This window comes from Streptomyces sp. Ru72 (assembly GCF_002920635.1).
Taxonomy (GTDB): domain Bacteria; phylum Actinomycetota; class Actinomycetes; order Streptomycetales; family Streptomycetaceae; genus Streptomyces.
Genome location: NZ_PQSR01000008.1, coordinates 114,325 through 136,463, shown reverse-complemented (window position 1 = coordinate 136,463; position 22,139 = coordinate 114,325). Strand labels below are relative to the sequence as shown.

Genomic DNA, 22,139 nt, shown 5'->3' with positions numbered 1-22,139 from the left:
GGGCATGGACTCCGCACAGGTTGACGCCTACCTCCGCAGGATCGGGGCGCGGCACCCCGCCTGGCCCACCGGCGATGTGCTGCGCGAGCTGCATCTGCGCCATCTGAGGACCGTGCCGTTCGAGAACCTGTCGATCCACCTCGGCGAGAAGATCGTGCTGGAGGAGGAGCGGCTGCTGGACAAGATCGTGGGGGCCCGCAGGGGAGGCTTCTGCTACGAACTCAACGGGGCGTTCGGGGCGTTGCTGACCGCACTCGGCTTCGATGTCACGCTGCTCGCCGGGCGGGTCCACGACGACGAGGGGCGGCTCGGGATTCCGTACGACCATCTCGCGCTGCGGGTGCGGGCGGTGGACGGAGGCGACTGGTTGGCGGACGTGGGGTTCGGTGCCCACAGCCACTGTCCGCTGGCGTTCCGGCAGCGGGGCGAGCAGCGGGACCCGGCCGGGGTGTTCCGGGTGGTCGAGGCCGGGGCGGATGCGGCGGGAGCGCGGGGAGGCGGGGATTCGGCCGAGTTCGAGGACCTCGACGTGATGCGCGAGGGCAGGCGGCAGTACCGGCTGGAGGTGCGGCCGCGGACGCTCGGGGACTTCAGGGCCGGGGCCTGGTGGCACAGCACGTCGCCCGAGTCGCACTTCGTGCGGTCGCTGGTGTGCTCGCGGGTCACGGAGGACGGAGGGCGGATCACGCTCAGTGGCAGCCGACTGACGGTGACGACCCCGGACGGGCGGAAGGAGGGGACGGAACTGGCGGGTGAGAAGGAGGTGCTGGAGGTGTACCGGGAGCGGTTCGGGATCGAGTTGGACCGGGCGCCCGCGCTGCGAAGGGCGGGCCAGAGCGGCTGAGCGGTGCAGGGCTTGGGCGTCGGCCGGGTCCCGGTGCCGGACAATGGCCTCGTGAGCGATGTGAGACATGTGCTGGTGCTGCCGGACCGCGATGCCGCTCAGGAGGCGGCGGAGGTGCTCGCGGAACGGTTCCGGCTGGAGGAGGAACCGCGGATCGTCCGGGACGCGCTGGCCGGTGAGGACGACGCCGAGGACGCGCAGTGGCTGGTGGTGCTGCGGGACGAACAAGGGCTGCTCGACCCCGAGCTGCTGGACGCGTTCGCGGGGGAGTGGGACGGCTGGCGGGAGGAGCCGTGACCCTCCGGGCGGCGGCTGCCGCCGACATCCGTTGTCAGTGGCGCGTGGGATGCTGTCCGTGATGGCCAAGAAGACCGTGAATGACGACCCTCTCGCCCCCGTCACCCTTGCCGTGGGCCAGGAGGACCTCCTGCTCGACCGTGCCGTGCGGGAGGTGGTGGCCGCCGCCAGGGCCGCCGACGCCGACACGGACGTGCGGGACCTGACCCCGGACCAGTTGCAGCCCGGCACGCTGGCCGAGTTGACGAGCCCGTCGCTCTTCGCCGAGCGCAAGGTCGTGGTCGTGCGCGACGCACAGGACCTTCCGGCCGACACGATCAAGGAACTCAAGGGATACTTCGCCTCGCCCGCCGAGGAGATCACCCTCGTGCTGCTGCACGCGGGCGGCGCCAAGGGCAAGGGCCTGCTCGACGCCGCGCGCAAGGCGGGCGCCCGGGAGGTGGCGTGCCCGAAGATGACGAAGCCGGCGGACCGGCTGGCGTTCGTGCGCGGAGAGTTCCGCACGCTGGGGTGTTCGGCGACGCCCGAGGCGTGCCAGGCACTGGTCGACGCGATCGGCAGCGACCTGAGGGAGTTGGCATCCGCGGTGGCGCAGCTCACCGCGGACGTCGAGGGCACGATCGACCAGGCGGTGGTCGGGCGGTACTACACAGGGCGGGCCGAGGCCTCCAGCTTCACGGTCGCGGACCGGGCGGTCGAGGGGCGGGCGGCGGAGGCGCTGGAGGCGCTCAGGTGGTCGCTGGCGACGGGCGTGGCGCCGGTGATGATCACGAGCGCGCTGGCGCAGGGTGTGCGGGCGATCGGCAAGCTCTCCTCGGCCCGGGGCGGCCGGCCCGCGGACCTCGCCCGGGAGCTGGGCATGCCGCCGTGGAAGATCGACCGGGTCCGGCAGCAGATGCGGGGCTGGACGCCGGAGGGGGTCGCGGTCGCGCTGCGTGCGGTGGCCGAGGCGGACGCGGGCGTGAAGGGCGGCGGGGACGACCCGGAGTACGCGCTGGAGAAGGCCGTGGTGACGATCGCCCGGGCGGCGCGGTCCCGGGGGCGCGGATAGCGAGAGCACGGCCCGCCCACCCAGCGGATGCCGAGGGCGCTTCCGCTGGAGCTGAGGGTGACTTCCGATGCCGACGCGGCTGCCTCATGCCCGACTGGCTGCCTGTGCCCGACCGGCTGATCATGCCGAAGGCCCCGCGCACTCCGTCCTGGGGAAGGACGGGCCGCGGGGCCTTCGGTTGAAGCAGATGAGTCCGTACCCGCGTGGCGAACGCAGGCCGCGTACGGACTCGGGATGCCGGTCGGGAGCGGATGAGAGAGGGCCCGCTCTGGGTCCTTCCGGCGGTTGGATCAGTTCAGATCAAAAGGAGGGTCAGCCCTTGAGGGCCGTGACCTTGGTGGCCAGCGCCGACTTCTTGTTGGCGGCCTGGTTCTTGTGGATGACGCCCTTCGAGACGGCCTTGTCGAGCGCACGCGCGGCGGCGCGCTGGAGCTCGGTGGCCTTCTCGACGTCGCCCGCGGCAGCGGCCTCGCGAGCCTTGCGGATCGCGGTCTTGAGCGAGGACTTGACGGCCTTGTTGCGCAGGCGCGCCTTCTCGTTCGTCTTGTTCCGCTTGATCTGGGACTTGATGTTCGCCACGAATGAGCCTTTACAGGTTCAGGCACGCGAGACTGGACGTCTCACGCTCCGGTGATTTCTTGAAGACGTGTCTCGCGCTGAGAGGGCAGGAGACACAGCCACCCAGGCTACCAGCCGCCCTCCGGCCCGCCCAAACCGGCCGCGAGCCCTCCCCCGGCCACCCGTTCCACCGCCTCCGGTACGGCCCAAACCGGTCGTAGCCCCGCGCGCGTGGGACCATGGAGGCTACGTATCGATCCGACCCGAGACCGCAGACACTGCGGACGCCTCAAGAATCAGGACCCTGCGTGCCCGCGATCCCTAGCCATGTGCCCGAGCCGAGCCGTACCGACCCGGCTCTGATCCGCAATTTCTGCATCATCGCGCACATCGACCACGGCAAGTCCACGCTCGCCGACCGGATGCTCCAGTTGACCGGCGTCGTCGAGCAGCGGCAGATGCGCGCTCAGTACCTCGACCGCATGGACATCGAGCGCGAGCGCGGCATCACGATCAAGTCCCAGGCCGTGCGGCTGCCCTGGGCCCCCACCCACGATCCGGGCAACACGCACATCCTGAACATGATCGACACCCCCGGGCACGTCGACTTCACCTACGAGGTCTCGCGCTCCCTCGCCGCCTGCGAGGGGACCATCCTCCTCGTCGACGCCGCCCAGGGCATCGAGGCGCAGACCCTCGCCAACCTCTACCTGGCGATGGAGAACGACCTCACGATCATCCCCGTCCTCAACAAGATCGACCTGCCGGCCGCGCAGCCGGAGAAGTTCGCCGAGGAGCTCGCCAACCTCATCGGCTGCGATCCCGGCGACGTGCTGAAGGTCTCCGCCAAGACCGGTCTGGGTGTCGAGGCGCTGCTGGACAAGGTCGTCGAGCAGATCCCGGCCCCGGTCGGCGTCGCCGACGCGCCCGCCCGCGCGATGATCTTCGACTCGGTCTACGACTCCTACCGCGGCGTCGTCACCTACGTCCGTGTCGTCGACGGCCAGCTCAACAAGCGCGAGCGCATCCGGATGATGTCCACCGGCGCCACGCACGAACTGCTGGAGATCGGCGTCAACTCGCCCGAGATGCTCGGTGCCGACGGCCTCGGGGTCGGTGAGGTGGGTTACCTCATCACCGGGGTGAAGGACGTCCGCCAGTCCAAGGTCGGTGACACCATCACCAGCCAGGCCAAGGGCGCCGAGAAGCCGCTGGGCGGGTACAAGGACCCGAAGCCCATGGTCTTCTCGGGTCTGTATCCGCTGGACGGTTCGGACTACCCCGATCTGCGCGAGGCCCTGGACAAGCTCCAGCTCAACGACGCCGCCCTCGTCTACGAGCCGGAGACCTCCGCCGCCCTCGGCTTCGGCTTCCGCGTCGGCTTCCTCGGACTGCTGCACCTCGACGTGATCCGCGAGCGGCTCGAGCGCGAGTTCGGGCTCGACCTGATCGCGACCGCGCCGAACGTGGTCTACCGCGTGATCATGGAGGACGGCGAGGAGCACACGGTCACCAATCCGAGCGAATTCCCCGAGGGCAAGCTCGCCGAGGTGTACGAGCCGGTCGTGCGGGCCACGATCCTCGCGCCCACCGAGTTCATCGGCGCGATCATGGAGCTGTGCCAGACCCGCCGCGGCTCTCTCCTCGGCATGGACTACCTGTCCGAGGACCGCGTCGAGATCCGCTACACGCTGCCGCTCGCCGAGATCGTCTTCGACTTCTTCGACCAGTTGAAGTCCAAGACGCGCGGGTACGCCTCCCTGGACTACGAGCCCACCGGAGAGCAGTCCTCGAGCCTCGTCAAGGTGGACATCCTGCTGCACGGCGACAAGGTCGACGCCTTCTCCGCGATCACCCACAAGGACCAGGCGTACGCCTACGGCGTCCGGCTCGTCGCCAAGCTGAAGGAACTCATCCCGCGGCAGAACTTCGAGGTGCCGGTGCAGGCCGCCATCGGCTCCCGGGTGATCGCCCGCGAGACCATCCGCGCCATCCGCAAGGACGTCCTCGCCAAGTGCTACGGCGGTGACATCTCCCGTAAGCGGAAGCTGCTGGAGAAGCAGAAGGAGGGCAAGAAGCGGATGAAGATGGTGGGTTCCGTGGAGGTTCCGCAGGAAGCCTTCATCGCGGTGCTCTCCAGCGATGACAGCGCGGGGTCGAGCAAGGGCAAGAAGTAACGCGGTCTCCCGCGATGACCCCGGCAAACCGGGTGGTACGGGGCCCGTCGTGCGAAAGCGCGGCGGGCCCCTGTGCGTGCGGCCGGTCGCTCTGTGTACGAAACGACAGGCCACCGCCCCTTACGCACCGGCCGGTCGGGCTCTACTCTGATGCCTGCTCGAGGGTTACTCGTGAGTTAAACAAAAGGTCTCGAGTGACCGCAGCCGCAACGATCCAGCAGCAATGAGCCAGCCAGCCGCACCGCCGCGGGCCCCGGAGGATGTCGTGAGCGACACACAGACTTTGATCGAGAACCGTCCGCCCTCCGTGGCGGCGCTCTTCCTGGAGCGCGTGGCGGCCACGCCGGACGCCGAGGCCTACCGCTACCCCGTACCCCCGGCCTCCGGTGAGGGCCCCGACGACTGGAAGTCGCTGAGCTGGGCCGAAGCCGCAGAGCGGGTCCACGCGATCGCGGCCGGGCTCATCGAACTGGGGGTCCAGCCCGAGCAGCGCGTCGCCCTCGCCTCCTCCACCCGGGTCGAGTGGATCCTCGCCGACCTCGGCATCCTGTGCGCCGGTGCCGCCACGACCACCATCTATCCGCAGACCAACGCCGATGAGTCGGCCTTCATCCTCGCCGACTCCCAGAGCAAGGTGCTCGTCGCGGAGAACGCCGAGCAGCTCGCCAAGGCACAGCAGAAGCGCGACGAGCTGCCCGCCCTGACGCACATCGTGGTGATCGACCCGGCGGGCGCCGAGACCGGCGACGGAGTGCTCAGCCTGGCCGAACTGGAGCAGCGCGGCGCCGCCCACCTGGAGAAGCACCCCGAGCTGATCAAGGAACGGGTCGGTGCGATCACCAAGGACCAGCTCGCCACACTCATCTACACCTCAGGCACCACCGGGCGCCCCAAGGGCGTGCGTCTGCCGCACGACAACTGGGCGTACATGGCGAAGGCGATCGCCGCGACCGGGCTGCTCGGCCCCGAGGACGTGCAGTACCTGTGGCTGCCGCTCGCCCATGTCTTCGGCAAGGTGCTCACCTCGGGCCAGATCGAGGTCGGGCACGTCACCGCCGTCGACGGCCGCGTCGACAAGATCATCGAGAATCTGCCGGTGGTGCAGCCGACGTACATGGCCGCCGTGCCGCGCATCTTCGAGAAGGTCTACAACGGCGTCGCGGCCAAGGCCCGGGCGGGCGGCCCGGCCAAGTACAAGATCTTCCAGTGGGCGGCGGAGGTCGCCCGCGAGTACGCCAAGGTCTCCCAGGACAACTTCCGCCGCACCGGCACGCATGCCGTGCCGTTCGGTCTCGGCGCCAAGCACAAGGTCGCGGACGCCCTGGTGTACGCCAAGATCCGCGAGGCGTTCGGCGGCCGGCTGCGCGCCTGCGTCTCCGGCTCGGCCGCCCTCGCGCCCGAGATCGGGTACTTCTTCGCGGGCGCCGGCATCCACATCCTGGAGGGCTACGGCCTCACCGAGTCCTCCGCGGCCTCCTTCGTCAACCCGGGCGAGGCCTACCGCACCGGCACGGTCGGCAAGCCGCTGCCCGGCACGGAGGTGCGCATCGCGGACGACGGCGAGATCCTGCTGCGCGGCCCCGGCATCATGGAGGGCTACCACGGGCTGCCCGAGAAGACCGCCGAGGTGCTGGAGCCGGACGGCTGGTTCCACACCGGTGACATCGGCGAGCTGTCGCCCGACGGGTATCTGCGCATCACCGACCGCAAGAAGGACCTCATCAAGACCTCCGGCGGAAAGTACATCGCGCCCGCCGAGGTCGAGGGACAGTTCAAGGCGGTCTGCCCCTACGTCTCCAACATCCTCGTGCACGGCGCCGACCGTAACTTCTGCACCGCGCTCATCGCGCTCGACGAGGTCGCGATCCTTCAGTGGGCGAAGGAGAACGGCCTGGAGGGCAAGTCCTACGCCGAGGTCGTGGCCGCCCCGCAGACGGTGGAGATGGTCGACGGCTACGTCAAGCAGCTCAACGAGGGCCTCCAGCGCTGGCAGACCATCAAGAAGTTCCGGCTGCTGCCCCGGGACCTCGACGTGGAGCACGGAGAGATCACGCCCAGCCTGAAGCTGAAGCGTCCGGTCGTCGAACGGGAGTACAAGCACCTGATCGACGAGATGTACGCGGGGTCGCGCGAGGTCTGAGGGAGCGTCAGGACCCTTGCCCCTCGGCCGCCAACTGCTGCAGCTCCCGGACCTGGCACCGTAGTTCCGCCAGGTCCGGGAGGGCGCCCGCGGACAGGCGTTCCTCCAGGCCGGACAGGTGCTCCACCAGGCCGGTCAGGCCCTCCTGCAGCCGCTCCAACCGCCTGCTCTTGCGGTACAGATCCAGGAAGACCGTCACCTTGGCCCGCAGCACCCACGGATCGAACGGCTTCGTCAGATAGTCCGCGGCCCCCGTCGCGTACCCCCGGAAGGCATATCCGGCCTCCGCGTCCGAGCCGGTCAGGAAGACGATCGGGACGTCCTTGGTCCGGTCCAGGCGTTTGATGTGCGCGGCGGTCTCGAAACCGTCCATGCCCGGCATGCGGATGTCCAGCAGGACCACCGCGAACCGGCGTTCGAGCAGCGCCTTCATCGCCTCCTCGCCCGAACGCGCGCGTACCAGCGGCTCGTTGAGCGAGCGCAGCACGGCCTCCAAAGCGGTGAGGTTGTCCTCCATGTCGTCGACGAGGAGGATGCCGGCGCTGTCCTCGGACGTCTTCTCAGTAGGCATGCCCTGCTCGAATCTGTCCGTCTTCGACCACATGCGTAGCACGGTTCTCACTCATGGCGGGCCACTTCGGTAACTCGGCGCTTATGGGCGGGGTCAGTCTGTCACCCTGTCCGCATCGCCACAGGCTCATTCGACCGAACTGCCCGGGGAGCTGTCCATGGGGCCCATTCCCACCCAACGGGAGACCGCCTCCCGCGCCCCCGACGTGCTCGAGTCCGCGGGCCTGCGCACGGTGGTGCGGGCGACCCTGCCCGGCAGCCCCCTAGCGGCCGGCAACGCCCGACGGCTCGTGCGCGCCGCCCTCGGCGAGTGGGACCGGGCCGCCGAGCCCGACGCCGTCACCGAGCGGCTGGCGGACGACGCCCTGCTCGTCGTCAGCGAACTCGTCACCAACGCCGTCGTGCACGCCGGCACCGACGTCGAGCTGGTCTGCCGCCTCATGGACGCGCAGGGCGAGTCGGCCGGGCTCCTCGTCGAGGTCTCCGACCACCACCCCTCACGCGCGGTCCGGGACGACGGCGCCGAGCGCCCCTACGGCATACCGGAGTACGGGCGCGGCCTGCGCCTCGTCTCCTCCCTCTCCACGGCCTGGGGGATCAGCTACCGCACCGGCGCGAAGACCGTCTGGGCGCTGCTTCCCCTGCACGCCGCCCTGGACGCCGAGGGCGGGATCGAGACGTACGCCGGAGACAGCGCCCTGGGACGCGGGCTGAGCCCGGCCGAGATACTCGGGCCCGAACTCTCCGCCTTCGCCGAACCCGGGCGCGGCCTGCCCGACCGGGAGTGGCGGGGCCGCGGCGCGCTGTCCTTCCTGGCCGAGGCGTCCGACCTGCTCGCCGGGCAGCTCGACGAGGACCTGGTCGCCGCGCTCACCGGGCAGCTGATCGTGCCCCGGCTCGCCGACTGGTGCGCGGTGTGGCTGGAGGACGAGGCGACCGGCTGGCGCGGCCCTTCGGCGCCGGTCGCGGCCGGGCCCCGGCTCGCCCGTGTCTGGCACGGCAGCGAGAACCGCATCGAGGAACTGCGCCGGGCCCTGGAGAAGGACCCTCCCCGGCTGCCCGAGTCGGTGCGTTCCCGGGCGGTGCCCGTGCCCTGGCCCGGCGAGGCGCTGGGCCCGCGGGGCGCGACCGGGGCGGCGCTCGCCTACCGGCTGATCGCGGGCGGCCGGCCGCTCGGGACGCTCGTCATCGGGCGGGCCGGCTTGCTGCGTTTCCCCGACGAGATCACCGGACTCGTCGAGGACCTCAGCCGCCGGGTGGCGCTGGCCATCGGGGCGGCCCGGCAGTACGCGCGCCAGGCCACCATCAGCCGGGTGCTCCAGCGCGGGCTGCTGCCCGGCGCGGTCGCCGAGATCCCGGGGGTGAGCAGCGCACTCGTCTACGAGCCGTGCGACATGGGTGGACCGAGCGGTGACTTCTACGACATCTTCCCCGCCGGCCACGGACGGTGGTGCTTCGCGCTCGGCGATGTCCAGGGCAAGGGTCCGGAGGCCGCGGTCGTGATCGGGCTCGCCCGGCCCTGGCTGCGGCTGCTGGCCCGCGAGGGCTACGACGTCCCCGACGTCCTGGACCGCCTCAACCAGCTCCTGCTCGACGACGCCACCGAGGCGTCCGACGCGGCGGCGCGGGCGCTCGTCGCGGCGGGCACGCCGATGCCGGTCGCCGACGAGGGCCCCCACGCCCGCTTCCTCTCCCTCCTCTACGGGGAACTGGTGCCCTTCGACGGCGGGGTGCGCTGCACGCTCGCCTCGGCCGGGCATCCGCTGCCGCTGCTGCTCGGCCCGGACGGCGACGTACGGGCCGTGGCCCAGCCGCAGACGCTGCTCGGGGTCGTCGAGGACGAGACGTACACGTGCGAGACCTTCGATCTGCGCTCCGGCGACACGCTGCTCTGCGTCACCGACGGGGTGACCGAGCGGCGCTGCGGGTCCCGCCAGTTCGACGACGGCGACGGGCTCGCGGCGGCACTGGCCGGCTGCGCCGGCATGAACGCGGAGCTGGTCGCCGAGCGGATCAGGACGCTGGTGCACGAGTTCGGCGGGAATCCCCCGGAGGACGATCTGGCGCTGCTGGTGCTGCAGGCGGAATGAGGACTTCTGGCAGTACGGGACAATGGAGGACATGCCTTCCGCACTCCCCGACGGCGAACCGGTCCCCGACGACGGCGCACTCCCCGCGCACGCGCTCGCCGGGGCCGCCGAGCGCCCCCTCGGGTTCTACCTCCACGTCCCGTACTGCGCGACGCGCTGCGGCTACTGCGACTTCAACACGTACACGGCGACGGAGCTGCGGGGCACGGGAGGCGTCCTCGCCTCCCGGGACAACTACGCGTCGACCCTGATCGACGAGGTGCGCCTGGCCCGCAAGGTGCTGGGCGACGACCCGCGCGAGGTGCGCACGGTCTTCGTCGGGGGCGGTACGCCGACGCTGCTGGCCGCGGACGACCTCGTACGGATGCTGGGCGCGATCCGCGACGAGTTCGGCCTCGCGCAGGACGCGGAGGTGACGACGGAGGCGAACCCGGAGTCGGTCGACCCGGAGTACCTGGCCACCCTCCGGGAGGGCGGCTTCACCCGGATCTCCTTCGGCATGCAGAGCGCCCGCCCGCACGTCCTGAAGATCCTCGACCGCACGCACACCCCGGGCCGCCCCGAGGCGTGCGTGGCCGAGGCTCGGGCGGCGGGCTTCGAGCACGTGAACCTGGACCTGATCTACGGCACCCCGGGGGAGTCGGACGACGACTGGCGCGCCTCCCTGGACGCGGCGCTGGGAGCGGCCCCGGACCACGTCTCGGCGTACGCGCTGATCGTGGAGGAGGGCACACAGCTCGCCCGGCGCATCCGCCGGGGCGAGATCCCGATGACGGACGACGACGTGCACGCCGACCGCTACCTGATCGCGGACGAGGTGCTGGGGTCGGCGGGCTACGACTGGTACGAGGTCTCGAACTGGGCCACGTCCACTGCCGGTCGCTGCCTGCACAACGAGTTGTACTGGCGGGGGGCCGACTGGTGGGGAGCGGGTCCGGGCGCCCACAGCCACGTGGGCGGCGTCCGCTGGTGGAACGTGAAGCATCCGGGGGCGTACGCGGCGGCGCTGGCGGAGGGCCGCTCCCCGGGCGCCGGGCGGGAGGTCCTGTCGGAGGAGGACCGCCGGGTGGAGCGGATCCTGCTGGAGCTGCGGCTGCGGGAGGGGGCGCCGTTGGCGCTGCTGCGAGAGGAGGGGCTCGCGGCCTCGCGCCGGGCACTGGGGGAGGGGCTGCTGGAGGCAGGGCCCTACGAGGCGGGGCGGGCGGTGCTCACGCTGCGGGGGCGGCTGCTCGCGGATGCGGTGGTGCGGGACCTGGTGGACTGATCACTCCGGCGGGTGAATGCCAGCGGAACGGGGGTTCGGTCCCTAACCTGGTTCGTAGGCTGCCGCTGACAGTACGCGGCGAATGTGGAGGCCACGGAGATGACCGCTGTGGACGAACGTGGAGTCGCAGAGTTCTTCGAGCGGTTCGAGCCGCCCGACGGACTCAAGGTGGAGCTCCTGCGGGGGGAAATCGTGATGATGGCCAGCCCGGATCTGGTGCACAACCTCATCGTGTTGCTCACGGAGAGGCAGATCCCACTGGAGCGCTGGTATCCCCTCCAGACCCAGGACGTCGACATTGTGGACGAGGCCAGCGAGCCCGTACCGGACCTGGTGGTCGTGGAGCGCGATGTCCTGCCTGGCTCGGGTCGCCTGATTCCGTGCAGCCTGATCACGATGGTCGTCGAGGTCGTCTCCAAGACCAGCGTCCAGCGGGACTACGAGATCAAGCGGTCGATCTATGCCGCCGGGAAGGTGCCTGTCTACCTCATCGTGGATCCGATCATGGCGCAGTGTGTCCTGCTGACGAGGCCTGTCGGGAAGGGAGAGGACGCCGACTATCAGCGCCAGCAGATCACCAAGTTCGGGGCGCCGCTGCCGGTAGAGGATTTGGGACTCGAACTGGACACCACCGAGTTCGGAACGTTCACCAACGTCAAACCCCACCGCTACCCGTGACGAAGTCGATCAACTCCTCCACCCGGCCCAGCAACTCCGGCTCCAGGTCCTTGTAAGACCCCACCCGCTTCAGGATCGCCTGCCACACCGCGCCGGTGTTGTCCGACGGCCACCCCAGCGCCCGGCACACCCCCGTCTTCCAGTCCTGCCCGCGCGGGACGCTCGGCCACTCCCTGATGCCCAGCGCCGCCGGCTTCACCGCCTCCCAGATGTCGATGTACGGGTGACCCACCACCAGGGCGTGCTCGCTCGTCACCGACTGCGCGATCCGCCACTCCTTCGTTCCGGGGACCAGGTGGTCCACCAGGACACCCAGGCGTGCGTCCGGGCCCGGGGCGAAGGACTCGACGATCGACGGCAGGTCGTCGACGCCCTCCAGGTACTCCACCACCACGCCCTCGATGCGCAGGTCGTCGCCCCAGACCTTCTCCACCAGTTCCGCGTCGTGACGGCCCTCGACGTAGATACGGCCGGCACGGGCCACCCTCGCGCGCGCTCCCGGAACGGCCACCGACCCCGACGCCGTACGCGTGGGGCGCTGCACGGCGGTCTTGGGACGGACAAGCGTCACCGTCCGGCCCTCCAGCAGGAAGCCCCCCGGCTCCAGCGGGAACACCCGGTGCTTGCCGAAGCGGTCCTCCAGCGTCACCGTGCCCGCCTCGCAGCGGATCACCGCGCCGCAGAAACCCGTGCGCGGCTCCTCCACCACCAGACCGGGGTCCGCCGGGACCTCCGGGACGGGCTTCGGCTTCTTCCACGGAGGGGTCAGATCCGGAGAGTACTGGCGCATTCGAGTGACGATAGGAGAAGACGTCCCCGAGGTGCTACGACACGCCGAAGCGTGCCGCCAACTCGTCCCGCTGGGCCCGTACGAACCCCGCGTCCACCACCGCCCCGTGCCCCGGCACGTACACCGCGTCCTCCCCGCCCAGCTCGAGCAGCCGGTCCAGGGCCGCCGGCCAGTGCGAGGGGATCGCGTCCGGGCCCGCCTGCGGTTCGCCGGACTCCTCCACCAGGTCCCCGCAGAACACCACTTCCGGGTCCCCGGGGACGAACACCACCAGGTCATGGGCCGTGTGGCCCGGGCCCACATTCGCCAGCAGCACCTGGACCCCGCCCAGGTCCAGCGTCCACTCGCCGGAGACCTGGTGGTGCGGGCGGACCAGTGCGTCCGCCGCCTCGGCCGCCTCCGCCGGATCCAGACCGTTGCGCACCGCGTCCGCGACCAGCTCCCCCCGTCCGTACGCGAGCACCCTGTCGATGCCCACGGCCCCGAACACCTCCGCGCCCGCGAACGCCGCCGCCCCGAAGACATGGTCGAAGTGCGGATGGGTGAGCGCGAGATGCGTCACACGACGGTCTCCGCCGAGCGGCTCCAGCATCCGCTCCGCATCGCCGCGCAAGCGTGCTCCCTCCGCCACGCTCGACCCGGCGTCGACCAGCAGCGCCGCGTCATCGCCCACGACCAGCCCGGCCGTGCAGTCCCAGACCGGAAGCCTGGCCCGCCCCGCGCGCGCACCGAGCGCCTCCCACCCCGACCCTTCCCACAACACCGTCATACGGCGACGCTATCCGCAGGTGACCGACCCGGCAGGACAGGCCGGTACAGGTCGGTAACACCTCGGCACGGCACCGGCGCCCGCCCTTGCCGGGTGTGTACCCGACAGCCGTACACTGGGCCGGGGAATGCTGGCACTCGCAAGTGCAGAGTGCCAGGGGAAGCGTCAAGGGGACATGACCGCTGGAGGTGTGCGCGATGCTCAGTGAACGCAGGCTCGAGGTGCTGCGCGCCATCGTCCAGGACTACGTCGGCACCGAGGAGCCGGTGGGCTCCAAGGCCCTCACCGAGCGGCACAACCTCGGCGTCTCCCCGGCCACCGTCCGCAACGACATGGCCGCGCTGGAGGACGAGGGGTACATCGCCCAGCCGCACACCAGTGCAGGACGCATTCCCACGGACAAGGGCTACCGCCTCTTCGTCGACAAGCTCGCGGCCGTCAAGCCGATGAGCCCGCCCGAGCGCCGCGCGATCCAGAACTTCCTGGAGGGCGCCGTCGACCTCGACGACGTGGTGGCGCGCACGGTGCGGCTGCTCGCACAGCTCACCCGGCAGGTCGCCGTGGTGCAGTACCCGTCACTGACGCGTTCGACCGTGCGCCACGTGGAGTTGCTGTCGATGGCACCCGCGCGTGTGATGCTCGTGCTGATCACGGACACCGGCCGGGTCGAGCAGCGCATGATCGACTGCCCGGCGCCGTTCGGCGAGACGTCGCTCGCGGACCTGCGCGCGCGGCTCAACAGCCGGGTCGCCGGCCGCCGCTTCGCGGACGTCCCGCAGCTCGTGCAGGATCTGCCCGAGGCGTTCGAGGAGCCGGAGGACCGCGGCACGGTCTCGACGGTGCTCTCCACGCTGCTGGAGACGCTCGTGGAGGAGACCGAGGAGCGGCTGATGATCGGCGGCACCGCGAACCTGACCCGCTTCGCGCATGACTTCCCTCTCACCATCCGGCCCGTCCTGGAGGCGCTGGAGGAGCAGGTCGTGCTCCTCAAACTGCTGGGTGAGGCGAAGGATCCGGCCATGCGGGTACGTATCGGCCATGAGAACGCGCACGAAGGACTCAACTCCACGTCCATCGTCTCCGTGGGCTACGGTTCGGGCGGCGAGGCAGTAGCGAAACTCGGCGTGGTCGGACCGACCCGCATGGATTACCCGGGAACGATGGGAGCGGTACGAGCGGTGGCACGGTACGTCGGACAGATCCTGGCGGAGTCGTAAGTGGCCACGGACTACTACGCCGTACTCGGCGTGCGCCGCGACGCGTCGCAGGAAGAGATCAAGAAGGCGTTCCGCCGGCTCGCCCGCGAGCTGCACCCGGACGTCAATCCCGATCCGAAGACGCAGGAGCGGTTCAAGGAGATCAACGCCGCGTACGAGGTGCTCTCGGACCCGCAGAAGAAGCAGGTCTACGACCTCGGCGGCGACCCGCTGTCCCAGTCGGGCGCGGCCGGCGCGGGCGGCTTCGGCGCGGGCGGCTTCGGGAACTTCTCCGACATCATGGACGCGTTCTTCGGTACGGCGTCGCAGCGCGGTCCGCGCTCGCGCACCCGCCGGGGCCAGGACGCGATGATCCGGCTCGAGGTCGAGCTGGACGAGGCGGCCTTCGGCACCACGAAGGACATCCAGGTCGACACGGCCGTCGTCTGCAACACCTGCAACGGCGAGGGCGCCGCGCCGGGTACGTCCGCGCAGACGTGTGACATGTGCCGTGGTCGCGGTGAGGTCTCCCAGGTCACGCGGTCCTTCCTGGGCCAGGTCATGACCTCCCGGCCGTGCCCGCAGTGCCAGGGCTTCGGCACGATCGTCCCGAACCCGTGCCCGGAGTGCGCCGGTGACGGGCGTGTGCGCTCGCGCCGGACGCTCACCGTGAAGATCCCGGCCGGTGTCGACAACGGCACACGGATCCAGCTCGCCGGCGAGGGCGAGGTCGGCCCCGGCGGCGGTCCGGCCGGTGACCTCTACGTCGAGATCCACGAGCTGCCGCATCCGACCTTCCAGCGCCGCGGCGACGATCTGCACTGCACGGTCACCATCCCGATGACGGCGGCGGCTCTCGGCACGAAGGTGCCGCTGGAGACGCTGGACGGCCTGGAGGAGGTCGACATCCGTCCCGGTACGCAGTCCGGGCAGTCGATCCCCCTGCACAACCGCGGTGTCACGCATCTGCGCGGCGGTGGCCGGGGCGACCTGGTCGTCCACGTCGAGGTCCAGACGCCCACCAAGCTGGACCCGGAGCAGGAGCGACTGCTGCGCGAGCTGGCGAAGCTGCGCGGCGAGGAACGGCCACAGGGGCAGTTCCAGCCGGGGCAGCAGGGGCTGTTCTCGCGGTTGAAGGACGCGTTCAACGGGCGTTGAGGCGAGTGTCGGCGTTGCCCGGGGGTCCGGGGGTCGGCCCCCGGGCAGGCACAGTCGGCCGGGGTGGCAGGGGCTGTTCTCGCGGTTGAAGGACGCGTTCAACGGGCGCTGATGGTGTTGGCACCCGGCGGCGGATGGGCATCCGGCGCCGGGGCGGCCGTCCCTGGGGGCTGCGCCCCCGGACCCCCTTCGGCCTGAACGGCCTCGCCCTCAAACGCCGGACCAGCTGAGTTTCACCGTCCCGGGCTGCCATCGCACTGTTCTCATTCCTCCGGCGTATGCAGCGGGACCGGTGGATTCGGACTCGTTCGAAAGACGTGACAACATGCCGTCATGTCCTCCCTGACCGATCTCTTCCCGCACCCGATCGTGCAGGCCCCCATGGCAGGCGGCGCCTCCGTGCCGCAGCTCGCCGCCGCCGTGTCAGAGGCCGGCGGCCTGGGTTTCCTCGCCGCCGGGTACAAGACCGCCGACGGGATGTACCAGGAGATCAAGCAGCTCCGCGGGCTGACCCACCGCCCCTTCGGCGTGAACGTCTTCATGCCCCAGCCCGAGTACGCCGACCCCGCCGCCGTCGAGGTGTACGCCAACCAGCTCGCCGGCGAGGCCACCTGGTACGAGACCGAGCTGGGCGACCGCGACAGCGGCCGTGACGACGGCTACGACGCCAAACTCGCCGTCCTCCTCGACGACCCGGTGCCGGTGGTCTCCTTCCACTTCGGCGTCCCGGCCCCGGACGTGCTGGACTCCCTGCGCCGCCTGGGCACCCTCACCCTGGTCACCGCGACCACCGCCGAGGAGGCTCTCGCCGTGCAGGAGGCGGGCGCCGACGCGGTCATCGCGCAGGGCATCGAGGCCGGCGGCCACCAGGGCACCCACCGGGACTGCCGGGAGGACGACGGCTCCGGCGTCGGGCTGCTCTCGCTCCTCGCCCAGGTCCGCGAGACCGTCACCATCCCGATCGTGGCCGCCGGCGGCATCATGCGCGGCAGCCAGATCGCCGCTGTCCTCGCCGCGGGAGCCAGTGCCGCCCAGCTCGGCACCGCGTTCCTCGCCACGCCCGAGTCCGGCGCCCACCCCGCGCACAAGCAGGCGCTGACCGGCTCCCACTTCGTCCGCACCGAGCTGACCCGGGCGTTCTCCGGACGTCCGGCCCGCGGTCTGGTCAACCGGTTCATGCGCGAACACGGCCCCTACGCGCCCGCCGCGTACCCCGAGATCCACCACCTCACCTCCCCGCTGCGCAAGGCGGCCGCCAAGGCCGGCGACGCGCAGGGCATGGCGCTGTGGGCGGGCCAGGGCCACCGCCTGGCGCGGGACCTGCCTGCAGGCCGGCTGGTGGAGGTGCTGGTCACGGAGCTCGAGGAGGCGACGACAGCGTTGTCGACGGGAGGTGCCGGGCGATGACCGCTCCCGTCTTCGTCGTCGACCGACTCGACGTGATCGGAACGGAGTTCGTGCTGGACGGCCCCGAGGGCCGGCACGCGGTCTCGGTGAAGCGGCTGCGACCCGGTGAGGACGTCGTCCTCACCGACGGGCGCGGACGCTGGACCGAGGGTGTGGTGAAGGCCGCCGAGGGCAAGGACCGGCTCGTCGTGACGGATCTGGAGTCCGTCCACGAGGAGCCCGTGGAGTCTCCCCGCATCACCGTCGTCCAGGCCCTCCCCAAGGGCGACCGCGGTGAGCTGGCCGTGGAGACCATGACCGAGGTCGGCGTCGACGCGATCGTCCCGTGGCAGGCCGCCCGGTGCATCACCCAGTGGAAGGGCGACCGCGGGCTGAAGGCGCTCGGCAAGTGGCGGGCCACCGCCCGCGAGGCGGGCAAGCAGTCGCGCCGGGTGCGCTTTCCGGAGGTCGCGGACGCGGCGACGACCAAGCAGGTTGCCGCACTTCTCGCCAAAGCCGACTTCGCCGCCGTGCTCCACTCGGACTTCGAGTACGGCAGCGAGCCGCTCGCCACCGCCCAACTGCCCACGGAGGGCGAGATCGTCCTGGTCGTCGGGCCCGAAGGCGGCATCTCCTCCGAGGAGCTGGCGCTGTTCCGGGAAGCCGGTGCGAAGGCGTACGTCCTCGGGCGTAGTGTCCTTCGTACATCGACCGCCGGCACCGCGGCGGCCGCGCTGCTGCTCGGCCGCACGGGCCGCTGGTCCTGACGCACGGACCTCGAACGGATCCATCCAGCCACCGGGGGAACGCCATGGAACTCGCCCAAGTGCGGCTGCTGGTCACGGACTTCCCGGCCTGCTACCGCTTCTACGCCGACGTCCTCGGCCTCAAGCCGCAGTCGGGCGCGGCCGACGGGCCGTACGAGAAGTTCAGCCCGGCCGCCGGATCCGCGGGCATCGCGCTGCAGGACCGGGCGATGATGGCCCAGGTCCTCGGCGAACTGGGCGACCACGCCACGGGCCACCGCTCGCTGGTGGTGCTGCGCGTGGACGACCTGGACGCGTACTGCGCCGAGATCACCTCCCGCGGCGCGACCCTGCTGCACGGCCCTGCCCACATGACCGACCGTATGCGCGTCGCCCACCTCAAGGACCCGGAGGGCAATCTGGTGGAACTCCAGCAGTGGCTGCTGCTGCGCGGCTGACGGCGCGGGGAGGCCGACGGCGGGGCGCTCGTGTGACCGTATGCGCTCTACCGTCGCCGCCGCGGGAGTGGCACGCTGCCCTTCATGGGGGCATTGCGGCGCATTGGGCGACGACCCGGGGTACGGCGGGTCGCCGCGGTCACCGGCCTCGCGGTGGTGGCCGTGGGCGGAGCCGTGGCCTGCCAGCCCGGTGATCTCAGCTCCGCGTCGGTGGCGTACACCACGGACCAGACCGCCACGAAGGAGCTGGAGCGGCAGCATGTGAAGGTGCGCTGGCTGAGCTGCTCGGGCGACTACGGCAGCAGCGGGGCCGGCGCGTCGGGTACGTCCGGCTCGGCGCTTTCGGCGAGCGAGACCGCCGTCGTCACCGTCGACTGCAAGGGGCAGACGGACGACGGCAAGGACATCACCGTCAAGGGCCGGGTCACCCGAGCCGTCGACGGCAGGTGTGTCCGCGGGGACCTCAGGGGCACCGTGGGCGGCAAGGAGCTGTTCCACGTCAGCGGCCTAGGCAACTGCCAGGGCAGCACGCCCAGTCCGCCCGGCGGCCGCCCGGCCGGCCCCGGGCAGCCCGGTCCCACCGTCACGGTCACCGTCACCAGGACCATCTGGTGCCAGGGCGATCCCACCTGCTGGCCGGTTCAGGGCAAGTGACGGACGCGAGCGGTGCGGGCATGGGACAGGTAAGTGGGAAAACCCCCTGTTCGGGTACGCGCTCGCTGCTTAGGGTGACCTGGTGACTCAGTCCGCATCGCCCGCGTATCTCCGTTTCCCGCATCTGCACGGCGAGTTGGTCGCCTTCACCGCCGAGGACGACGTCTGGGTCGCCCCGCTCGACGGCGGCCGCGCCTGGCGGGTCAGCGCCGACAACATACCCGTGAACCACCCCCGCATCTCCCCGGACGGCACGACCGTCGCCTGGACCTCCACCCGCGACGGCGCGCCCGAGGTGCACATCGCGCCGATCGACGGCGGACCCGCCAAGCGCCTCACCCACTGGGGAAGTGTGAAGACCCAGGTGCGCGGCTGGACCCCCGACGGGGACGTGCTCGCGCTCAGCACGGTCGGCCAGGCGTCCTTCCGCCGCACCTGGGCGCACGCCGTACCGCTCGACGGGGGACCGGCGACCACGCTGCCGTACGGGCCCGTCGGCGAGGTGGCGTACGGGCCGCACACCGTGCTGCTGTCCGCCGGGGCCCGCGAGGCCGCCCTCTGGAAGCGTTACCGGGGCGGCACGGCCGGCAAGCTGTGGATCGACCGCGAGGACAACGGCGAGTTCGTACGGCTGCACGAGGACCTGGACGGCAACATCGAGTACCCGTCGTGGGTGGGGGACCGCATCGCCTTCCTCAGTGACCACGAGGGCGTCGGGGCGCTGTACTCGTCGCTCGCCGACGGCTCCGACCTGCGACGGCACACCCCCCTCGACGGCTTCTACGCCCGGCAGGCGGCCACCGACGGCACCCGGGTCGTGTACTCCTCGGCCGGCCGGCTGTGGATCCTCGACGACCTCGACGGGGCCGAGCCGAGGCCGCTCGACATCCGGCTCGGCGGGCAGCGCGTGGACCTCCAGCCGTATCCGGTCGACGCCTCCCGCTGGTTCGGGGCCGCCTCGCCCGACCACACCGGGCGCGGCAGCGCCGTCGCGGTGCGCGGCGCCGTCCACTGGGTGACCCACCGCTCGGGGCCCGCCCGCGCGCTCGCCGCCGAGCACGGCGTGCGCGCCCGGCTGCCGCACACCTTCCGCGCGGACGGCGAGGAGTGGGTGGTGTGGGTGACGGACGCGGAGGGCGACGACGCGCTGGAGTTCGCGCCCGCCACCGGCCTTGCTCCCGGCGCCGTCCCGCGACGGCTCGCCGCCGGGCAGCTCGGGCGGGTGCTGGGGCTCGCGGTGTCGCCCGACGGCAGCAAGGTGGCCGTCGCCGCGCACGACGGGCGGGTGCTGCTCGTCGAGCGGGACAGCGGCGAGGTGCGCGAGGTCGACCGCAGCGAGGACGGCGAGGTCAGCGGGCTCGTCTTCGCGCCCGACTCGGTGTGGCTGGCCTGGTCGCACCCCGGGCCGCGCCCGCTGCGCCACCTGAAACTCGCCAACACGGCCGACCTTTCGGTGACCGAGGCGACCCCGCTGCGGTTCCGGGACTACGCGCCCGCGTTCACCCTCGACGGCAAGCATCTCGCGTTCCTCTCGGCGCGCTCCTTCGACCCGGTGTACGACGACCACGTCTTCGACCTCGCCTTCGTGGGCGGCTCCCGGCCGTACCTGATCACGCTCGCCGCGACCACCCCGTCCCCGTTCGGGCCGCAGCGGCACGGCCGCCCCTTCGAGGCGCCCGACAAGGACGAGACACCCGACAGCGAGGGCGCGCCGACCACCCGCGTCGACCTGGAGGGCCTGGCCGACCGGATCGTGCCGTTCCCGGTGGAGGCCGCGCGCTACTCGGGGCTGCGCGCCGCCAAGGACGGGGTGCTGTGGCTGCGGCACCCGGTGCGCGGCGTCCTCGGCACCTCACGCGCCACTCCCGACGATCCCGACCCCAGGAGCGAGCTGGAGCGGTACGACCTCGTCCAGCAGCGCATCGAGCACCTGGCCTCGGACGCCGACCACTTCTCGGTCACCGGCGACGGCAAGCGGGTGCTGCTGTGGACCGACGGCAAGCTCAAGGTCGTCCCCAGCGACCGGCGCGCCCCGAACGACGACGACTCCGACGCGAACATCACCGTCGACCTGTCGCGCATCCGGCAGACAGTCGACCCGGCCGCCGAGTGGCGACAGATGTTCGACGAGACCGGCCGGATCATGCGGGACAACTTCTGGCGGCCCGACCTGGGCGGCGTCGACTGGGACGGCGTACTGGCCCGGTACCGGCCGGTGCTCGAGCGGGTCGCCACCCACGACGACCTGGTCGACCTGCTGTGGGAGGTGCAGGGCGAGTTGGGCACCTCGCACGCGTACGTCCTTCCCCACGGCTACGGCCCCGGCCAGGACCGGCGGCAGGGACTGCTCGGCGCCGACATCTCCCGGCATGCGGACGGCAGTTGGCGCGTCGACCGGGTGCTGCCCTCGGAGACCTCCGACCCCGACGCCCAGGCACCGCTGGCCGCACCCGGGGTGGCGATACGGGCCGGTGACGCGATCGTCGCGGTCGGCGGGCGGCCGGTGGACCCGGTGACCGGGCCCGGGCCGTTGCTGGTGGGGACGGCCGGCAGACCGGTGGAGCTGACGGTCTCGCCGGCGGGCGGGGGCGATCTCCGGTACGCCGTCGTCGTCCCGATCGCCGACGAGGAGCCGCTCAGGTACCACGCGTGGGTGGCGGACCGGCGGGCCTACGTGCACGAGAGGTCGGGCGGGCGGCTCGGGTATCTGCACGTGCCGGACATGGTGGGCTCCGGATGGGCGCAGCTCCACCGTGACCTGCGGATCGAGGTCGCGCGGGAGGGCCTGGTGGTGGACGTCCGGGAGAACAGGGGCGGCCACACCTCCCAGCTGGTCGTGGAGAAGCTGGCGCGGCGGATCGTGGGCTGGGACGTGCCGCGCGGGCTGCGGCCGTACAGCTACCCGGAGGACGCGCCGCGCGGGCCCGTCGTCGCGGTCGCCAACGAGTTCTCCGGCTCGGACGGCGACATCGTCAACGCGGCGATCAAGGCGCTCGGCATCGGCCCGGTGGTCGGGACGCGGACGTGGGGCGGTGTCATCGGGATCGACAGCAAGTACCGGCTGGTCGACGGCACGCTGGTGACCCAGCCCAAGTACGCCTTCTGGATGGAGGGGTACGGGTGGGAGGTGGAGAACCGCGGCGTCGATCCCGACGTCGAGGTGGTCCAGGCCCCCCAGGACCACGCGGCGGGCCGCGACGCGCAGTTGGACGAGGCGATCCGCCTGGCACTGGCGGCACTGGAGGAACGTCCGGCGAAGCAGCCCCCGGAGCTGCCGGAACTGTGATCCGCCGCCCCGCCCCGGAAGGGCGGG

At 71.4% G+C, this 22,139-nt stretch carries 19 protein-coding genes; 15 read left to right on the top strand and 4 right to left on the bottom strand.

Going from position 1 to position 22,139, the window contains the following annotated elements:
* The first annotated feature begins 4 nt into the window (after window positions 1-4).
* From C3488_RS06415 to holA, 3 genes are all read left to right on the top strand, one after another.
* Window positions 5-844 (top strand): arylamine N-acetyltransferase, encoded by an 840-nt coding sequence (locus tag C3488_RS06415; RefSeq protein ID WP_103838319.1) that lies wholly within the window; start codon window positions 5-7, stop codon window positions 842-844.
* Between the two features lie 51 nt (window positions 845-895).
* Window positions 896-1,141 (top strand): hypothetical protein, encoded by a 246-nt coding sequence (locus C3488_RS06410; protein ID WP_103838339.1) that lies wholly within the window; start codon window positions 896-898, stop codon window positions 1,139-1,141.
* 61 nt (window positions 1,142-1,202) lie between these two features.
* Window positions 1,203-2,192, top strand: coding sequence for a DNA polymerase III subunit delta (holA, locus tag C3488_RS06405; RefSeq protein ID WP_181138900.1), 990 nt, complete (start codon window positions 1,203-1,205; stop codon window positions 2,190-2,192).
* Between the two features lie 312 nt (window positions 2,193-2,504).
* On the opposite strand, the gene rpsT is transcribed toward holA, so the two are convergent.
* Window positions 2,505-2,771 carry a 30S ribosomal protein S20 gene (gene rpsT, locus C3488_RS06400; RefSeq protein WP_103838317.1) on the bottom strand — a complete coding sequence of 89 codons (267 nt, stop codon included), beginning with the start codon at window positions 2,769-2,771 and terminating at the stop codon, window positions 2,505-2,507.
* Between the two features lie 287 nt (window positions 2,772-3,058).
* Between rpsT and lepA the strand changes: the two genes are divergently transcribed.
* Complete coding sequence (gene lepA / locus C3488_RS06390) at window positions 3,059-4,927, top strand: translation elongation factor 4 (RefSeq protein WP_103838315.1); 1,869 nt, start codon at window positions 3,059-3,061, stop codon at window positions 4,925-4,927.
* A gap of 265 nt (window positions 4,928-5,192) precedes the next feature.
* Window positions 5,193-7,067, top strand: a complete 1,875-nt coding sequence (locus tag C3488_RS06385; RefSeq protein ID WP_103838314.1) for a long-chain fatty acid--CoA ligase — start codon at window positions 5,193-5,195, stop codon at window positions 7,065-7,067.
* 7 nt (window positions 7,068-7,074) lie between these two features.
* Here C3488_RS06385 and C3488_RS06380 read toward each other — a convergent pair whose 3' ends face one another.
* On the bottom strand, window positions 7,075-7,638 hold the full coding sequence (locus C3488_RS06380; protein ID WP_103838338.1) for a two-component system response regulator: 564 nt from the start codon (window positions 7,636-7,638) through the stop codon (window positions 7,075-7,077).
* Window positions 7,639-7,795: 157 nt separating this feature from the next.
* Between C3488_RS06380 and C3488_RS06375 the strand changes: the two genes are divergently transcribed.
* The 3 genes from C3488_RS06375 to C3488_RS06365 all read left to right on the top strand — a co-directional run bounded on the left by C3488_RS06375 (window position 7,796) and on the right by C3488_RS06365 (window position 11,669).
* Window positions 7,796-9,727 (top strand): SpoIIE family protein phosphatase, encoded by a 1,932-nt coding sequence (locus C3488_RS06375; protein WP_103838313.1) that lies wholly within the window; start codon window positions 7,796-7,798, stop codon window positions 9,725-9,727.
* 31 nt (window positions 9,728-9,758) lie between these two features.
* Window positions 9,759-10,991, top strand: coding sequence for a radical SAM family heme chaperone HemW (hemW, locus tag C3488_RS06370; protein ID WP_103838337.1), 1,233 nt, complete (start codon window positions 9,759-9,761; stop codon window positions 10,989-10,991).
* A gap of 99 nt (window positions 10,992-11,090) precedes the next feature.
* Entirely contained in the window at window positions 11,091-11,669 is a 579-nt protein-coding gene (locus C3488_RS06365) for a Uma2 family endonuclease (protein ID WP_103838312.1), read from the top strand.
* Here the strand turns inward: C3488_RS06365 and C3488_RS06360 are convergent.
* Together C3488_RS06360 and C3488_RS06355 are read right to left on the bottom strand one after the other, a co-directional pair.
* Entirely contained in the window at window positions 11,647-12,459 is an 813-nt protein-coding gene (locus tag C3488_RS06360; RefSeq protein WP_103838311.1) for a DUF3097 domain-containing protein, read from the bottom strand. The genes C3488_RS06365 and C3488_RS06360 overlap by 23 nt on opposite strands.
* 34 nt (window positions 12,460-12,493) lie before the next feature.
* Complete coding sequence (locus tag C3488_RS06355) at window positions 12,494-13,228, bottom strand: MBL fold metallo-hydrolase (protein WP_103838310.1); 735 nt, start codon at window positions 13,226-13,228, stop codon at window positions 12,494-12,496.
* Between the two features lie 197 nt (window positions 13,229-13,425).
* Here C3488_RS06355 and hrcA point away from each other — a divergent pair, with 197 nt between their 5' ends.
* The 7 genes from hrcA to C3488_RS06320 all read left to right on the top strand — a co-directional run bounded on the left by hrcA (window position 13,426) and on the right by C3488_RS06320 (window position 22,112).
* Entirely contained in the window at window positions 13,426-14,445 is a 1,020-nt protein-coding gene (hrcA, locus tag C3488_RS06350; RefSeq protein WP_103838309.1) for a heat-inducible transcriptional repressor HrcA, read from the top strand.
* Complete coding sequence (gene dnaJ, locus C3488_RS06345; protein WP_103838308.1) at window positions 14,446-15,582, top strand: molecular chaperone DnaJ; 1,137 nt, start codon at window positions 14,446-14,448, stop codon at window positions 15,580-15,582.
* Window positions 15,583-15,915: 333 nt separating this feature from the next.
* A complete protein-coding gene (locus tag C3488_RS06340; protein ID WP_103838307.1) occupies window positions 15,916-16,989 on the top strand; it encodes a nitronate monooxygenase in 1,074 nt (357 codons plus the stop codon).
* The gene (locus tag C3488_RS06335; protein WP_103838306.1) at window positions 16,986-17,735 is read left to right on the top strand and encodes a 16S rRNA (uracil(1498)-N(3))-methyltransferase; all 750 of its coding nucleotides are present in this window, start codon (window positions 16,986-16,988) and stop codon (window positions 17,733-17,735) included. Before C3488_RS06340 ends, C3488_RS06335 begins: the two co-directional genes overlap by 4 nt.
* Before the next feature lie 44 nt (window positions 17,736-17,779).
* Window positions 17,780-18,172: a VOC family protein gene (locus tag C3488_RS06330; protein ID WP_103838305.1), complete on the top strand. Its 393-nt coding sequence runs from the start codon at window positions 17,780-17,782 to the stop codon at window positions 18,170-18,172.
* Between the two features lie 84 nt (window positions 18,173-18,256).
* Window positions 18,257-18,826 carry a hypothetical protein gene (locus C3488_RS06325; RefSeq protein ID WP_103838304.1) on the top strand — a complete coding sequence of 190 codons (570 nt, stop codon included), beginning with the start codon at window positions 18,257-18,259 and terminating at the stop codon, window positions 18,824-18,826.
* A gap of 82 nt (window positions 18,827-18,908) precedes the next feature.
* Window positions 18,909-22,112, top strand: a complete 3,204-nt coding sequence (locus C3488_RS06320) for a S41 family peptidase (protein ID WP_103838303.1) — start codon at window positions 18,909-18,911, stop codon at window positions 22,110-22,112.
* The last annotated feature ends 27 nt before the right edge of the window (window positions 22,113-22,139 follow it).

Bases quoted from the DNA above. Each gene is read 5' to 3' on its own strand.
- C3488_RS06415 (WP_103838319.1), top strand. From the start codon at position 5: ATGGACTCCGCACAGGTTGACGCCTACCTCCGCAGGATCGGGGCGCGG.
- C3488_RS06365 (WP_103838312.1), top strand. From the start codon at position 11,091: ATGACCGCTGTGGACGAACGTGGAGTCGCAGAGTTCTTCGAGCGGTTC.
- C3488_RS06380 (WP_103838338.1), bottom strand. From the start codon at position 7,638: ATGCCTACTGAGAAGACGTCCGAGGACAGCGCCGGCATCCTCCTCGTC.
- C3488_RS06360 (WP_103838311.1), bottom strand. From the start codon at position 12,459: ATGCGCCAGTACTCTCCGGATCTGACCCCTCCGTGGAAGAAGCCGAAG.
- C3488_RS06325 (WP_103838304.1), top strand. From the start codon at position 18,257: ATGGGGGCATTGCGGCGCATTGGGCGACGACCCGGGGTACGGCGGGTC.
- C3488_RS06335 (WP_103838306.1), top strand. From the start codon at position 16,986: ATGACCGCTCCCGTCTTCGTCGTCGACCGACTCGACGTGATCGGAACG.
- C3488_RS06355 (WP_103838310.1), bottom strand. From the start codon at position 13,228: ATGACGGTGTTGTGGGAAGGGTCGGGGTGGGAGGCGCTCGGTGCGCGC.
- hrcA (WP_103838309.1), top strand. From the start codon at position 13,426: ATGCTCAGTGAACGCAGGCTCGAGGTGCTGCGCGCCATCGTCCAGGAC.
- holA (WP_181138900.1), top strand. From the start codon at position 1,203: ATGGCCAAGAAGACCGTGAATGACGACCCTCTCGCCCCCGTCACCCTT.
- C3488_RS06340 (WP_103838307.1), top strand. From the start codon at position 15,916: ATGTCCTCCCTGACCGATCTCTTCCCGCACCCGATCGTGCAGGCCCCC.
- C3488_RS06330 (WP_103838305.1), top strand. From the start codon at position 17,780: ATGGAACTCGCCCAAGTGCGGCTGCTGGTCACGGACTTCCCGGCCTGC.
- hemW (WP_103838337.1), top strand. From the start codon at position 9,759: ATGCCTTCCGCACTCCCCGACGGCGAACCGGTCCCCGACGACGGCGCA.
- C3488_RS06375 (WP_103838313.1), top strand. From the start codon at position 7,796: ATGGGGCCCATTCCCACCCAACGGGAGACCGCCTCCCGCGCCCCCGAC.